Consider the following 15,775-nt stretch of genomic DNA (forward strand, 5'->3'; position numbering starts at 1 on the left):
AGGCGTCATTGCCTCTGGTCCCGCGTAAGGGGGTTGGGGAGAGGTGTGCAGGGGCTTTGGTGCAGGGCTTCGGTGCGGTGGGAACCGGCGGTGGGCGGTGCGGCGGGGGCCGCGGTGGGACGGCCTTCAGTGCGTGGAGAAGACCGCCTCGCGAGCGGCTGCCAGGGCGCGTTGCAGTGCGCCGAGCAGGACGGGTGAGCCGGGCAGGGCACTGCTGCGGACCTCCGGCCGGGCGATCGAGATCCGGGCCAGCTCCTCCTCGACGAGGGCGCGCAGCCGCTCGCCGCCCGCGTTCGGCACGCCGCCGGAGACCACCACGAGCTCGGGGTCCACGACGGCGACGATCGCGGCCAGTCCGACGGCGAGCCGGCCGGCCAGCGCGGCGAGGAACTCGTCGCCGGCCCCCGGGGTCGCCAGGGCCTTGGCGAGCGACTCCTCCGCGCTGGGCGCGCCGAGCCCGTACTCCCGGGCCAGGGCCCGGACGGCGGGTGCGCCGGCCAGCTCCTGGAACCCGCCGGAGTTGCGGCGGCGGACGTCCCGCACCACCGGCGAGCCGGGGACGGGCATGTAGCCGACCTCCCCGGCGCCCCCGGTGAAGCCGCGGTGCAGCCGGCCGGCGATCACGATCGCCGCGCCGATGCCCTCGCCGGCCCAGAGCAGGACGAAGTCCTCGAACCCGCGCGCCGCGCCGGAGGCCTGCTCGGCGACGGCGGCGAGGTTCACGTCGTTCTCGATCGACACCGGTGCGCCGATCGCCTCGGAGAGGTCCTGCACCAGTCGCGGGGAGTGCCAGCCGGGCAGGTGGGAGGCGTAGCGGAGCTTGCCGGTGACGGGGTCGGGCGCGCCGCCGACGCCGATCGCCACCGTGCGCAGGGCGCCCTCGGCGAGCCCGGCGGCCCGGACCGTCCCGGCGACGGCCGCGGCGACCCGGGTGACCGTCTCGGCGGCGGTCCAGCCCTTGGTCGGTACGACGTGCTCGGCCAGCGTGACGCCGGTGATGTCGGCGACCGCGATCCGGGCGTGGCTGTTGGTGACGTCCAGGCCGGCGACGTGACCGGCGGCCGGGTTCACCTGGTACAGCTGCGCGTTGGGGCCCGGCCCGCCGGCGGTGGTGCCCACCGGCAGGACGAGCCCGGCCGCCTCCAGGCGGGCCAGCAGCTGGGAGGCGGTGGGCTTGGAGAGGCCGGTCAGGGTGCCGATCTGGGTCCGCGAGAGCGGGCCGTTCTCCAGTAGCAGTTCGAGGGCCGCGCGGTCGTTGATGGCGCGCAGCAGGCTGGGGGTGCCGGCGAGGGGGGCCTTGGCGGATGGTCTGCTCACGACGCGGATCCTCCTCTCCTGACACGTCACGGTGATCACCGGGTGGGCTCGAAGCGAACTGTTAGGAAACTTTCCAGTCGCTTGGACAGGACCGTACGGTCCTCGTCAGGAGGGTGTCAATGGTCCCTCCGGCGGTGGATGCCGAAGCGTTACCGGGCAGCGCGAAGCCCCGCTCCCCGATGTCCGGGAGGCGGGGCTTTGCTCCGGTTCGCGCCGCGCTCCGGCGCCGTCGGCGCCCGGGTGCGCGGGTCGCCCGGGCCGGGCGGCGGGGCCGTCGGCGTCCGGGCGCCCGGGCCGTCAGGGCGCCTTGGAGGCGTCGTCGGCGGGCTTGACGGGAGCCGGTATCGGCGCCGTCGCGAGGTAGCGCGGCGAGGCCGGGTCGGCCAGCGCGGACGGCGGGGCGGTGTCGGCGGACGGTGTCACCGAGGCGGCCGTCAGCACCACCCCGGAGGCCGCCGCCCCGGTGGCCGCGGCGACGCCGGCGGCGGCCGGCGGCTCCTCCTTGACCTTGATCCCGGCCTGGTCGAACGCGGTCTTCAGCCGGTGCCGCAGCGCCCGGGCGACCGACAGCGCCTTGCCCGGGGCGGTGCGCGCCTCGACCCGCAGCACCACCGAGTCCACCGCGACGGACTCCACGCCCAGGATCGAGACCGGCGCCCAGACCAGCTCGTCGAACGGCGCCTCCTTGGCCAGCGTCTCCGCGGTCTCCTGGATCAGCGCCTCGACCCGGGCCAGGTCCTCCTTGTAGCCGACCTGGACGTCCACCGAGGCGGTCGACCAGCCCTGGCTCATGTTGGCGATCCGCTTCACCTCGCCGTTGCGGATGTACCAGATCTCGCCGCCCGCGCCGCGCAGCTTGGTGACCCGCAGGCCGACCTCCAGCACCGTGCCGGTGGCCACCCCGGTGTCGATCTCGTCGCCGACGCCGTACTGGTCCTCCATGATCATGAAGACCCCGGAGAGGAAGTCCGTGACCAGGTTGCGGGCGCCGAAACCGATCGCCACACCGGCCACACCGGCACTCGCCAGCAGCGGCGCCAGGTTCACGCCGAGCGCCGAGAGGACCATCAGCGCGGCCGTGCCCAGGATGCTGAACGACGCGACGCTGCGCAGCACCGAGCCGATCGCCTCGGAGCGCTGCTGCCGGCGCTCGGGGTTGACCACCCCGGTGTTGGCCAGCAGCCCGCCGAGCCGGCCGGGCTCCTCGTCGGCCTCGTTCGGCTTGATCATCCGCGCTATCAACTGGGTGATCAGCTTGCGCACCACGGCCCGCAGCACCAGCGCCAGCACGACGATGAAGACGATCCGCACCCCGCCGGCCAGCCAGTCCTGCCAGTGCGAGTCGAACCAGCCGGCCGCCTGCTTGGTGGTGTCGCTGACCTCCTGCGCGCTGGTCGGGATTCTGAGGTCGAACTGCGGCAGCTGCGGGGCCGTGGGGCTCGGGGACGGGCTCGGCGGCGTGGACGAGAGCGTCGTGGACGCGTCGGCGAGGAGACCGGCGGCACCGGACCTGAACACGTGCGGGGACCTTCCTGCAGGGGGCGTGGCACAGCCCGCCGACGCGGAAGCACACCCGGGGCCTGCGGACCGTCCGCCTTAGCCTATCCGCCGTCCGGCCGCGCCCCGGACACGCCGGGCGGCCGCCACCCGCCCGGCGGGAGCCGCTCCGGGGCGCGTGACCACGGTCCGGACGCCCCGTCAACGCCCCGGCACGCCCCGGGTCGGGCCCCCGGGCGACCCCCGCGCGGCCCCCGAACGGTGCCGGGACGGCCCGGGCGCCGTCCGGGCGGCACCCGGGTGGCCCGCTGCTCCGAGCGGGCGAAGGGTCCTCCGGGAGGGCACCCGGGTGCAACCCGTCCTTCGCCCGGGCATATCGGGTATGACAGAACCCACACCCGGAGTTCACATCCGCTCCGTTACACAGGAGTGGTGGCGCCGTACAAAGGCGTAAGGCGACACTGGGGGAGATCACGCACCCGTTGCGCGGTCGAACCGCTCGTCCCGGCGCGAGCCACGCGCCGCAGGCGTCCAAGGAGGCATCCGTGCCGCACGTCCTGGTCCTCAACGCGTCCTACGAGCCGCTCGGCGTCGTATCGATGCGCCGCGCACTCATCCTGGTCCTCAACCACAAGGCGGTCAGCCTGGAGGACTCGGGAGTCACTCTGCACAGCGCCACCAGCGCCCTTCCGGCGCCGTCCGTCGTCCGTCTGACCCGCTTCGTCCGGGTCCCGTTCTGCGGGCCGGTCCCGCTCACCCGCCGGGCGCTGTTCGCCCGTGACCACGGCCGCTGCGTCTACTGCGGGGCCGCCGCCACCAGCGTCGACCACGTCATCCCGCGCAGCCGGGGCGGCCAGCACCGGTGGGACAACGTGGTGGCAGCCTGCCGCCGCTGCAACCACACCAAGGCCGACCGCCACCTCACCGAACTCGGCTGGCGGATGAAGCGCCCGCCCGCCCCGCCCAGCGGCCTGGCCTGGCGCATCATCGGCACCGGGATCAAGGATCCGCGCTGGCGGCCCTACCTGGAGCCGTACGGCGGCGGCGACCAGCTGCACGCCCCGCAGTGGGCCGAGTACGAGCACCACGACCATACCGAGGCCGCGCACGCGCTGCCGCTCACCCGGGCGCACGGCGCCCACGCCGCCCCCGTCCGCCGCGGTGAGCAGGCCGAACCGCTCTCCGCCTGACCCCGCTCCACCAAGGGCTTGCCCGTCATATCTCCGGTACGCCTCATGGGCCGCCGCGCACCCCGTATCGGGGAGCGCGGCGGCCCGCCGTTCGAGGGCCCGTCACGGCGGGCGCGACCTCCGGGCCCGCCCGGCCCGGCACGGCCCCGCGCGGCGGGCTCCGCTACGGCTTCCGCGCGGCTACGGCTTCCGCGTGCCCACGGCTTCCGCGTGGGCTACGGCTTCTGCGAGGGCGATCCGGACGGCGTCACCGGTGCGGTGGTCGCGGGCGGGGCGGCCGGCACCGCGGGCGTGGCCGGTACCGCCGGGGTGCCCGGTGTCGTGGCCGGCTGCCCGGCCGTCGCCGGGTCGGTGACGGCGTACAGCTCCACGCCCCAGAGCGAGTAGCCGTACTTGGTCGCCCGGGCGACGCCCTGGACCCGCAGGAACTTCGCGTCCGGCGCGTCGAACCGCACCGTCTCGTTGCCGCCCTTGCCGTCGTCGACCGTCGCCACCGTCGTCCAGGAGACGCCGTCCGCCGAGGCCTGGATCTTGTACGAGGAGGCGTACGCGGCCTGCCAGTGCAGCACCGCCGAGCCCAGGTGGGCGGCCTTCGGCAGCTCCAGCTGGACCCAGGCGTCGTCCTTGGCGGGGGAGGACCAGCGGCTCTTCGGGTCGCCGTCGGCCACCGCCGAGGCGGGGAAGGCCGAGGTCTCGTCGGCCGAGGAGGCGGCCTTCGCGGTACCGGCGAGGTCCGGGCCGCCGGTCGGCGGCACCACGTGCACCTGCAGCACCTGCCGCACGGTGGTCGAGCCGGTCACGAACTGCACCGGCACCTGGTAGGTGCCGGACGGCGTCCCCGGCGCGGCGCTGATCAGCAGCGGCACGCCCACCCGGCCGCCGCGCGGCACGCTCACCCCGGAGGCCGGCGCCACGGTCAGGCCCTTGGCCACGGCCGGCACCTCGGTGCGCAGCTCGCCCACCGCGCCCTCCGGCCGGCCCGCCTCGATCATCGCGCGGGCCTGCACCGGCGCGGCCGCGCCGGTCACCACGTCCAGCGCGGCGTCGGCCAGGCTCAGCCGGGCGGCCGGGGCGTCCGCGTACCAGGGGATCACCTGGTTGACGACCGGCGGCTCCCCGCCGGGCTTCCAGGCCAGCCGGAAGGCGTCCGCGCTCTGGCCGCCGGCCGGCAGCTCGTTGTAGCCGGGCTGCACGGTGCCGATCTCCGCCCAGCTGCCGTCGGCGCGCCGCACCGAGACGGTGGCCGAGGCCCGCACGGTCGGGTCGGTGAGGACGGTCAGCCGGTCCAGCGGCCGGGCCGCGCCCAGCTCGACGGTGAGCGGCTCGTCGGCGGCGGTCGGCGCGGTGGCCGCCCGGTAGGCGGTGTCCGGGTTGCCGTCCAGCACGGCGCCGGCCGAGGCGCCGGGCAGCGCGGCCGGGCCGCCGGTGACACTGGCCGGGGCCTCGTCCGGCGCGGTCACGGTGAACTCGCGGACCGCGACGGCCGTCTTCTGGGCGGCGGTGGCCCGCAGCCGCACCCCGCGCACGACCGCCCCGCCGGGCAGCTGGGCGGTGACGCTCTTCTGGTTCCTCACCTGGGCGAGCTGCTTCCAGCCGCCCTCGCCGGTGGAGTACTCCAGCACCCCGTCGTGGATGTAGTCGTCCAGCGCGTTCTGGCCGTCCGGGCCGCTGCCCCAGGAGCCCATCAGCACGGTGACGCTGCCGACCGGGCGGCCGCCGCCGAGGTCGAGGCCCACCGAGTCGCCGGGCTGCGGCGGCGCCGAGCTCCAGTAGAAGGTGTCGGCCACGCCGTCGGTCATCAGCGCCGGCAGGTGGTCGTGCGCGGTGCCCAGGGTGGTGGTCGGGGCGGCCCCGCCGCCGACCACGCCGGCCCAGTTGTCGGCGGCCCGCACGGCGCGCTCCAGGAACGGGCCGAGCACGCCCGCCCCGACCGTCGCCGGGCTCTGGGCGAGCTGCTCGCGCAGCTTGTTGAGCTCCACCCGGGCCCGCCAGGCCGCCGCGCCGTCGCCGCCGCGCTGGGCCAGCAGCATGTCCAGCGCCGCCTGGCCGGCCAGGCCGTAGTCGCGCAGCGGGGCCAGCCAGGCGCCGGCCTCGGCGGCCAGCGGGGCGGTGGCCGGGGTGGCGCTCAGGGTCTGCTGGGCGCCCGCCATCGCGGCGAAGGACTCCCGCAGCGGGGCCGCCGCCTCTATCAGCCGGGCGAGGTCGGGCGCCGCGCCGGCGTTCGGCTCGGCGGTCGCCCAGAACCGCTCCAGCAGCGGGTTGAGGTAGCCGGACTCCTCCTTGGACAGCGGCGAGGAGGAGCTGTTGCCGGCCAGCGCGGTGACGGAGGCCAGGACCGCCCCGGCCGGGGCGGCGGTGGCGCCGGCCGGGCCCGCCAGCGAGCGCAGCGCGGCCTGCCAGGAGTCCTCCGGCTTGTACCCGCCCGGGTTCCAGGCGAAGTCCCCGGCGGTCGCCAGGGCGATCCGCGAGGCCACCGGCTGCTCCATCGCACCGGTCAGCATGACGGCCGACCGGGTGGCGACCTCGGCGTCCCGGCCGGTGTAGGCGCCGAGGAAGAGCCGGTCCGGGTTGGCGTCGTTCACCGGGTAGTTGTCCATGGTGACCAGCGGGTGCCCGTACAGCTCGGCGGTCTCGGCGGCCTGAGCGCCCGTGATCTTCTCCGGGATCACCCCGACACCGCTCCAGGCCACCTGCACGCCCGCCGGCAGCGCCGCCGCCAGCGCCTTGCGGTACGGCGTGGAGCCCTGCTGGTGGTACTCGGTCGGCACCACGGACAGCGGCGCCAGCCCCGGGTGCTTCGCGATCAGCCGGTCCTGCACCTTGGCCGCCAGCTCGGCCTGCGCCTTGGCGGCGGCGGCCGGACCGGTGCCGTACTTGGAGCGGTCGTCGCCGCAGTGCCACTCGTCGTAGGAGACGTCCAGGAACTGCAGCTGGAAGGCGGTGAAGCCGAGCGCCCGCAGCCCGTCCAGCTTGGCGACCAGCGCGTCCGCGTCCTTGGCCGAGCTGTAGCAGAACGACTGCCCCGGGTCGATCGCGTAGCCGGCCGTCACGTGGTTCGCCCCGGCCCGGGCGGTCAGCGCCTTGAGGTCCTCGGCCCGGGCCGCCGGGTAGGCGTCGCGCCAGCGGGAGAGCCGGTACGGGTCGTCACCGGGGGCGTAGAGGTAGAAGTTCTGCTTGGAGCGGCCCAGGAAGTCCAGCTGGTCGAGGCGCTGCTGCTGGCTCCACGGGGTGCCGTAGAACGCCTCCGCGGTACCGCGCACCGGTGCGCCGGACGGCCAGTCGCGCAGCGTGATCCCGGGCAGCCCGAGACCGGCCGCGCCCGGCGCCTGCCCCTGTCCGGCCGGTACGGCGGCCAGCAGCTGGCGCATGCTCTGCGCCGCGTAGAAGGTGCCCGCCTGGTCGGCCCCGGCCAGCACCACCACGCCGTACGTCCCGCCGCCCGGGGCCGGCAGCTGGCCTGCCGAGAGCACGTACCCGCCGGCCGGCATCCCCGCCGTGGAGGGCGCACCGCCGTCCTTGCCGCCGGCCGCCGCGGTCAGTTCGCGCAGCGCCCGGTCGACCTCGCCGCCGGCCTCCTCGGCCGGTCCGCCGACGTAGACCACCAGCGATCCGGCGGCCGGCGTCCCGGCCTCCGCCTGCGGCGTCACCGTGGTGGCCCCGGCCACGCCCAGCACCTCGCGCACGGTGTCCACCGCGCCGTGGTCCGCCTTCGCCGAGGTCACCAGCGTCACCGCGGCGGGCACCGTGACCGGCCTGCCGGCCACGCTCTGCTCCTGCGGCCGCGGGAAGACCTGAGGGTTGCTCACACTGCCCAGCGGCGTCTGCGCCGCGGTGCTCACCACGTCCGGCCCGGGGCTGTAGGCGTACGCGGCCGGGCCGCTCACCAGCAGCCCGCCGACCACGGCCGCGGCCGAGAGCGTCGCCGCCACCTGCAGCGTCCGGCGCCGGCTCGGCGTCCAGGCCCGGGCCCGCTCGGCCCGCACTGACGCCAGCAGCGGCTCCGTGCCCTTGAGATCCGCGATCAGCCGGTCCGCCGTCCGGGGCGCCAGCTGACGGCACGTCCGCGCCGTCGCCCGCCGCGCCGCCAGCGCCGCCGGGTGCTGCAACACGTCCCGCAGCGCCGGACTCTGCTCCAGCTGCTGCCTCAACCGCCGCCCCGCGGCGACGGACACTCGGGCTTGCACAGGAGCCTCCTCGCCAGGCATCGACCACAACGCGCCAAAGCCCACCAGTTGGCCATGCCGGTGTCAACGTCACCGACGGGTATGCCAAGTTTGTCCTTTTTGTACTTTCATCACCCTCCTTCGCGGAACCCCGGCCCGCGTGCCGTCGCGGGCGCCCCCGCCGGCCGTCCGAGCCCGCCGCGCGGGCCCGGATGACGCACCGTCGGCGGGCGTCCCCGGCCCGGCCCGTGTGTCGCACCGGGTGACCGGGGTGTCACGCGGGTAGGACTGTGGCTGTTCTGACCGGGCGTTGCCGAGACATCGCAGGAGCCGCGAGTGGCCGCTTATCTCGACCGTGACGGAGCCGACGGCCTGGAGGTGCCCGCGCAGGACGCGCCGCCGCCTCCCGCCGAGCTGGTCGCGCTGGCGCAGGCGTACGGGGTGGACACGGCCCTCCAGCCGTCGGCGCGGACCCTGGTGGCGGTGCTGGCCGCGCTGGGCGTGGAGGCGGGCACGCCGGAGGCGGCCCGGGTGGCGCTGGAGCGCCACCGGGCCGGGCAGCGGGCCCGGCTGCTGCCGCCCTGCGTGGTGGTGCGGGCGGGGCGGCGGACGGCGCTGGACGTGCCGGCGGACGCCCGGCTCAGCGTCGAGCTGGAGGACGGCGGCGTCTGGGAGCTGCCGCGCGGGCACTCGCACTGGCTGCCCGCCGACCTGCCGCTCGGGCGGCACCGGCTCAGCGCGGTGACCGACGGCACGCGCCAGGACGCCCATCTGATCGTCGCCCCGGAGCGGCTGCCGCAACTCCCCGGCCGCGGCTGGGGCTTCCTCGCGCAGCTCTACTCCGTGCTCTCCGACCGCTCCTGGGGCATGGGCGACCTCGCCGACCTCGCCGAACTCACCCAGTGGGCCGGGAGCCTCGGCGCGGGCTTCGTGCAGATCAACCCGCTGCACGCGGGGCTGCCGGGCACGCCCTCCGACCCGTCCCCCTACCGGCCCTCCTCGCGCCGCTTCGCCGACCCCGTCCACCTGCGGGTCGAGGCGGTACCCGGGTACGCGTACCTGACGGGCGAGCTGCGGGCCGAGGCCGAGGAGCTGGGCCGGCGCGCCGCCCGGCTGCGCGCCGAGGTGCTGGGCCACGACGGACTGATCGACCGGGACGCCGTCTGGGCGCTCAAGCGCCGCGCCCTGGAGCTGCTGCACGAGGTGGAGCCCGGCACGGGCGCCCGGGCCGCCTACGAGGCCTACCGGCGGCGGGAGGGCGAGTGGCTGGAGCGGTACGCGCTCTGGAACGCCCTCGCCGAGGTGCACGGCGCCGACTGGCACGCCTGGCCGAAGGGGCTGCGCCATCCGGACAGCCCGCACGTCGTCCTCGCCGCCGAGGAGCTGGCGGACCGCGTGGAGTTCCACCGCTGGCTCGCCTGGCAGGTCGACCGGCAGCTCGCCGGGGCCCAGCAGGCCGCGCGCACCGCCGGCATGGCCGTCGGACTGATCCACGACCTCGCCGTCGGCGTCCACCCCGACGGCGCCGACGCCTGGGCGCTCCAGGACGCGCTGGGCGGCGGCATCTCGGTCGGCGCCCCGCCGGACGCCTTCAACGCCCACGGCCAGGACTGGGGCCTGCCGCCCTGGCGTCCGGACGCCCTGGCCGCCTCCGGCTACGCCCCGTACGCGGAGCTGTTGCGCTCGGCGGCCCGGCACGCGGGGGCGATCCGGATCGACCACGTGATGGGCCTGTTCCGGCTCTGGTGGGTGCCGGCCGGCCACCCGCCGACCGAGGGCGCCTACGTCCACTACGACGCCGAGGCGATGCTGGGCGTGCTGGCCCTGGAGGCGCACCGGGCCGGCACGGCGGTGATCGGCGAGGACCTCGGCACCGTGGAGCCGGGCGTCCGCGAGGAGCTGGCGGCGCGCGGCGTCCTGGGCACCTCGGTGCTCTGGTTCGAGCGGGACTGGCAGGCCGAGGGCGAGATCCTGCCCCCGGAGCGCTGGCGGCCGGGCAGCCTGGCCACCCTGACCACCCACGACCTCCCGAGCACCGCGGCCCGGCTGACCGGCGAGCACGTGGAGCTGCGCCACCGGCTCGGCCTGCTCGCCAGGTCGCTCGACGAGGAGCAGGCGCAGGCGGCGGCCGAGCTGGCCGAGTGGCGGGCCGAGCTGACCCGGCTGGGCCTGCTGGCCGAGGGCGAGGAGCTCTCGGCGGCGGCGCTGTACCGCTTCCTGCGGGCCACCCCGGCCGAGCTGGTCGGCCTCTGGCTGCCCGACCTGGTGGGGGACCCGCGCCCGCAGAACCTGCCCGGCACCTGGGACCAGTACCCCAATTGGCGGCTGCCGGTCGCGGACGGCTCCGGCCGCCCGGTGACGCTGGACGAGCTGGCCGCCGCCCCGGCCGCACAGGCCCTGACCGGCGTTCTGCGGGCCGCCGGCGGGCAGGCCCGAAAGGCCGACCCCGCCGAGCGCGGCGACGTAAGCGGCGGGTAAGTTGAGCAGCGTGGACAAGAGGAACGCTTTGCGAGCCGGCGCGGTCACCGCAACGGTCACGCTGATGATGCTGCTGTCGTCGCCCGCCATGGCCCTCTCCCGGGACGACGGCGACGACCCGGGTAGCGGCCTGAGCGTCGCCCAGACCCTCGGCCTGTACGTGCTGCTGCCGATCGTGGCCTTCGTGGTCATCGCCGGCCTCGCCGGGCTGCCGTACGGCAGCAAGGACAAGAAGAAGTAACCGAGGGCTTCCACCCGAGCCTGGTACAACGCCCGAGGGGGCGCCGGACATCGTCCGGCGCCCCCTCGGGCGTCAGTGGGGTCCCGGGGCTCGGCCCCGGGACCCCGACCGGCTCAGTGCCCCGCTGCCCGGGCGCCCGCCGCCCGGTCGGCGGCCTGCGCCTTGATGGCGCGCTCGACCCCGGCGCGCTGCTCGATCACCCGGCGACGCAGCGCCGGCGCCGGCTCGGCCGTGCTCAGCCAGGCGTCGGTGGCGTCCAGCGTGGCCTGCTCGACCTGCAGCGACGGGTACAGCCCCACGATGATCAGCATCGCGATCTCGTGGCTGCGGCTCTCCCAGATGCCCTTGAGCGCCGCGAAGTACTTCGCGCCGTAGGGCGCCAGCAGCTCGCGCTGGTCGGCCTGCTGGAAGCCGGCGATCACCGCGTCCTGGACGTAGTTGGTGAGCTTGTCCGACTCCATCACCGAGGCCCAGGCCGCGGCCTTGGCCTCGGCGGTCGGCACGGCGGCGCGGCAGCTGGCGGCGTGCTCCTGGCCGGCCGCGGTGTTGTCGCGGGCCAGCTCGGCCGCGATGGCGGCCTCGTCGGCGCGGCCGGTGGCTGCCAGCCGGCCGAGCAGCGTCCAGCGCAGCTCGGTGTCCACGGCCAGGCCCTTGATCTCGACCGAGCCGTCCAGCAGCGCGGCGAGCAGGTCCAGCTGCCCCTCGCTGCGGGCGACGGCGGCCAGCGCGCGGGCCCAGGCCAGCTGGTGGTCGCTGCCGGGCTGGGCGGCGCGCAGCTGCTCCTCGGCGGCCTCGGCCCAGCGGGCGAGACCCTGCTCGCTCCACGCCGGGTCGGTGTAGGCGTCGAGGGCGAGCTTGACCTGGCGGTGCACCGACTGGACGACGCCGATGTCGGACTCCCGGCGGAGGCCCGAGACGGCCAGCTCCAGGTAGTCGCGGGCGGCCATCTCGCCGTCGCGGGTCATGTCCCAGGCGGAGGCCCAGCACAGGGCGCGCGGCAGCGAGTCGGTGAAGCCGCCGAGGTGCTCGGTGACGACGGCCAGCGAGTCCTCGTCCAGGCGGACCTTGGCGTAGGAGAGGTCGTCGTCGTTGAGCAGGATGACGGCCGGGCGGTGCCGGCCGACCAGCTCGGGGACCTCGGTGCGCGGACCGTCGACGTCCAGCTCGATCCGGTCGGTGCGCACCAGTGCGCCGTCGGCCAGCTCGTAGAGGCCGATGGCGATCCGGTGCGGGCGCAGGACGGCCTCGCCCTTGGCACCGGCCGGCAGCGCGGGGGCCTCCTGCAGCACGGCGAAGGACTCGATCTCGCCGTCGGTGTTGAGGGTGAGGGCCGGGCGCAGCACGTTGATGCCGGCCGTCTCCAGCCACGCCTTGGACCAGGCCTTGAGGTCGCGCCCGCTGGCCTCCTCCAGTGCGCCGAGCAGGTCGGCCAGGCGGGTGTTGCCCCAGGCGTGCCGCTTGAAGTAGGCCTGCACGCCCTGGAAGAAGGCGTCCTGGCCGACGTACGCCACCAGCTGCTTGAGGACCGAGGCGCCCTTGGCGTAGGTGATGCCGTCGAAGTTGACCTGGACGTCCTCCAGGTCGTTGATGTCGGCCATGATCGGGTGGGTGGACGGCAGCTGGTCCTGCCGGTACGCCCAGGTCTTCATCTGGTTGGCGAAGGTGGTCCAGGAGTGCGGCCACTTCGAACCGGGGGCCTCGGCCTGGCAGACGGCCTCGGCGAAGGTCGCGAACGACTCGTTCAGCCAGAGGTCGTTCCACCACTCCATGGTGACGAGGTCGCCGAACCACATGTGGGCGAGCTCGTGCAGGATGGTCGCGGCCCGCGCCTCGTACGCGGCGTCGGTCACCTTGGAGCGGAACACGTACTGGTCCCGCAGGGTGACGGCGCCCGCGTTCTCCATCGCGCCGGCGTTGAACTCCGGGACGAACAGCTGGTCGTACTTGGCGAACGGGTAGGGGAAGTCGAACTTCTCCTGGAAGTAGTCGAAGCCCTGCTTGGTGACCTCGAAGATCGCCTCGGCGTCCAGGAACTCGCGCAGCGACGGGCGGCAGTACACGCCCAGCGGGACCTTCTGGTCGCCGTTCTCGTAGCTGTCGAAGACCCCGACGTACGGGCCGGCTACCAGTGCCGTGATGTAGGAGGAGATCCGGCCGGTGGGCTCGAACGTCCAGACCTGGCTGTCGCCCTCGCCGACCGGGGTCGGGGTGGGCGAGTTGGAGACCACGACCCAGCCGGTGGGCGCGGTCACCGTGAAGGCGAACGTGGCCTTGAGGTCGGGCTGCTCGAAGGTGGCGAAGACGCGGCGGGCGTCCGGCACCTCGAACTGGGTGTACAGGTAGGTCTCGTCGTCGACCGGGTCGACGAACCGGTGCAGGCCCTCACCGGTGTTGGTGTAGGCGCAGTCGGCGACGATCCGCAGCTCGTTCTCGGCGGCCAGGTTCGGCAGCGTGATCCGGCTGTCGGAGAAGTTGGCGTTGTCGAGCCGCTCGCCGTTGAGGGTGATCTCCTCGACGCTCGGCGCCACGAGGTCGATGAAGGAGGACGCGCCGGGGGTGTTGGCGCTGAACCGGACCACGGTGGTGGACCGGAAGGTGCCTCCCTCCCGGGCCGAGCTCAGGTCGAGCTCGATGTCGTACGCGTCCACGTGCAGGAGGTCGGCCCGGGTACGGGCCTCCTCACGGGTGAGGTTGGTGCCGGGCACTCGCAGGACTCCTTCGTCAGGCTGATGCTTCGCATCCTCCCATGCCCGGCGCGCGGCGCCCGGGGAAATGTTCGAGGGCGGGGCGGAACAGGCGGGTTGGCCTGTTCCGCCCCGCCCTCGACCGGGTCGGGCACCGGGGCGCTACGCCCCCGGCGTCACTTCTTCGCGTACTTGACCACGGGCGCGTCCGAGCCCGCGCTGCGGGCGAAGCCGTACAGCGAACCGTCCGACTGCAGCACGTACTCGGTGGTGCTGGAGCCGATGAAGTCGGAGTTCTTCTGGCTGGTGATGGTGCCGAGTTCGGTCGCCGCGCCGTCGGCCGGCGCGAGCGTGACGATCTTGGCACCCTTGCCGTAGCCCATGTCCAGCACGGCCCGGACCTTGCCGTCCTTGTCGGTGCCGGAGACCAGCCGGATGCCGTCGTTGGTGCCGCCGGTGGACGACCAGAGCCGCTTGCCGGTCGTCAGGTCGTAGGCGTTGACGGCGGGCTTGCTCGGGTTGGTCTGGACGTACAGCGTGGTGCCGCTGACGACGTTCTGGGTGAACGCGTCCGCCTGGCCGGAGAGCCGCAGGCTGTCCGCCCCGGGCTCCTTGACCGACATCGGGGTCATCGGCTTGTTGCTCTTGTCGAACGGCAGGATGTAGTCGCCGTTCGGGCCGCTGGTCACCAGCAGCACCAGCGGCTGGTCCGAGACGACCTTGTCGATGCGCTCGATGCTGCCGGTGAACGGGACCGGCGCGGGGCTGGTGGTCTTGCCGGTGTCGGTGTCGACCAGCACCAGCTGCGACTTGGGGTTGGCGTTGGAGCCGTAGCAGCGGTCGCTCACCGCGATCTGGGTGCCGGCGACCTTGCCGTAGACGTTGCAGTCCTTGTCACGGGGCTGGAACTGCCAGACCGGCGAGCCGTCGGCGATGTTCACCGCGCCGGCCACGTTGCCGCCGATGCCGATGACCTTCTCGGTGACGGTCAGGGTGGGCGAGGACATCCGCTCGGTGCTGACCTTGGCCGACCAGAGCAGCTTGCCGGTGCTGATGTCGACCGCGCCGACGGTGGAGCAGTCGCTGTCACCGGTGTTGAGCGCGACCGCGGCGATGTGCTTCGAGTTCACCCCGTACGAGACGGCGCAGAACTCCTTGCTGCCGGCCGGCGGCGCGAGCGTCCACAGCTCCTTGCCGTCGGCCGAGTTGAGCGCGCGGATGCCGTAGCTGTCGGCGCGCACCACGGCCTTGTCGGCGCCCCAGATGCCGAGCAGCTGCGAGCCGCTGGCCGCGTTGGCCGGCTTGGCGGCGGTCCAGGCGAGGCTGTAGGAGCCCGCCTTGCCGCCGCTGCCGCCGCCGGTGCCCGCGGAGGGGTCGGTGGTCGAGCTGTCGGTGGTGCCGCCCGTGCTGCTGGTGCCGCCGTCCGCGGACGGGGTGTCCGGGTCCTTCTTGTTCTCGGTGAACAGCACGACCAGACCGGCGACGATGGCGATCGCCAGCACACCGCCGATGATGCCGCCCCAGACCATCACCGGGTTGCGCCGCTTGGGCGGCGCCGGCACCGGCGCGCCGGGGAAGGCGTACCCGGGCTGCTGCTGCGGGTAGCCGTACCCGGCTCCGCCGTCGGCCGGCGGCGGGGCGGTGTAGCCGTACTGCTGGCCGGCGTTGGGGGCCGGGAACGGGGGCTGGGCCGGGTTGTACGGGCCGGCCGGTGCGGCGCCGGGCGGCGGCGGGGCGCCCTGGGCGGGGAAGGCGGCGGCGGTGGGCGCGTAGGCGTAATCGCTGCCCGGGGCCGGCGGCTGCCCGGGTGCGGCGCCCGGCGCGGCCGGTCCGCCCTGCCCGGGGACCGGAGCCCCGTCGAGCTGTGTCATCTGGTTCGCCACGGCGGCCGGGTCCACGCCTCCCGGCGTGCGGCCGAGCGAGACGCCCCGATTGTCCTGCGGCCCGGTACCGGGTGTGTCGCCTGCCCCCGGCGTAGGGTGATCCCCTGCCATCTGATGCCCCGTCATGTCTGGAAGCGTCCCCCGGCCGGTCACGTCCGTGGCCGGTGGGACGGGTGAGAATGGGCACCATGGTACGGGTGGGCGGTTTTCGGCCGGTCGCAGGAGCCCGGCAGGCCGCGCGTCGCGGCTCTGAGCTGGGGCCCCGTCGCCGGCGCCCGGCCCCCCGGCGGTACCCCGCCCGGCGCCCGGTGGCACACCGCCC

At 75.0% G+C, this 15,775-nt stretch carries 8 protein-coding genes; 3 read left to right on the forward strand and 5 right to left on the reverse strand.

All coding sequences use genetic code 11. The features are described 5' to 3' along the window. Window positions 1-126: 126 nt before the first annotated feature. Window positions 127-1,317: an ROK family transcriptional regulator gene (locus tag OG618_RS26105; protein WP_329489969.1), complete on the reverse strand. Its 1,191-nt coding sequence runs from the start codon at window positions 1,315-1,317 to the stop codon at window positions 127-129. Window positions 1,318-1,614: 297 nt separating this feature from the next. Further along, the gene (locus OG618_RS26110; RefSeq protein ID WP_329489970.1) at window positions 1,615-2,835 is read right to left on the reverse strand and encodes a mechanosensitive ion channel family protein; all 1,221 of its coding nucleotides are present in this window, start codon (window positions 2,833-2,835) and stop codon (window positions 1,615-1,617) included. Window positions 2,836-3,359: 524 nt separating this feature from the next. Between OG618_RS26110 and OG618_RS26115 the strand changes: the two genes are divergently transcribed. Continuing rightward, window positions 3,360-4,004 carry an HNH endonuclease gene (locus OG618_RS26115; RefSeq protein WP_329489971.1) on the forward strand — a complete coding sequence of 215 codons (645 nt, stop codon included), beginning with the start codon at window positions 3,360-3,362 and terminating at the stop codon, window positions 4,002-4,004. 215 nt (window positions 4,005-4,219) lie between these two features. On the opposite strand, the gene OG618_RS26120 is transcribed toward OG618_RS26115, so the two are convergent. Further along, window positions 4,220-8,188 (reverse strand): beta-N-acetylglucosaminidase domain-containing protein, encoded by a 3,969-nt coding sequence (locus tag OG618_RS26120; protein WP_329489972.1) that lies wholly within the window; start codon window positions 8,186-8,188, stop codon window positions 4,220-4,222. 357 nt (window positions 8,189-8,545) lie between these two features. Here OG618_RS26120 and malQ point away from each other — a divergent pair, with 357 nt between their 5' ends. Together malQ and OG618_RS26130 are read left to right on the forward strand one after the other, a co-directional pair. After that, on the forward strand, window positions 8,546-10,645 hold the full coding sequence (gene malQ, locus OG618_RS26125; protein ID WP_329492277.1) for a 4-alpha-glucanotransferase: 2,100 nt from the start codon (window positions 8,546-8,548) through the stop codon (window positions 10,643-10,645). Window positions 10,646-10,655: 10 nt separating this feature from the next. Further along, a complete protein-coding gene (locus tag OG618_RS26130) occupies window positions 10,656-10,886 on the forward strand; it encodes a hypothetical protein (RefSeq protein ID WP_380391966.1) in 231 nt (76 codons plus the stop codon). A 113-nt stretch (window positions 10,887-10,999) separates the two neighbouring features. Here the strand turns inward: OG618_RS26130 and pepN are convergent, their stop codons facing one another. Further along, on the reverse strand, window positions 11,000-13,591 hold the full coding sequence (pepN, locus tag OG618_RS26135; RefSeq protein WP_329489974.1) for an aminopeptidase N: 2,592 nt from the start codon (window positions 13,589-13,591) through the stop codon (window positions 11,000-11,002). Window positions 13,592-13,746: 155 nt separating this feature from the next. Beyond that, window positions 13,747-15,441 carry an outer membrane protein assembly factor BamB family protein gene (locus OG618_RS26140; RefSeq protein WP_329489975.1) on the reverse strand — a complete coding sequence of 565 codons (1,695 nt, stop codon included), beginning with the start codon at window positions 15,439-15,441 and terminating at the stop codon, window positions 13,747-13,749. Window positions 15,442-15,775 lie beyond the last annotated feature (334 nt).

The organism is Kitasatospora sp. NBC_01246 (assembly GCF_036226505.1).
Lineage (GTDB): Bacteria > Actinomycetota > Actinomycetes > Streptomycetales > Streptomycetaceae > Kitasatospora.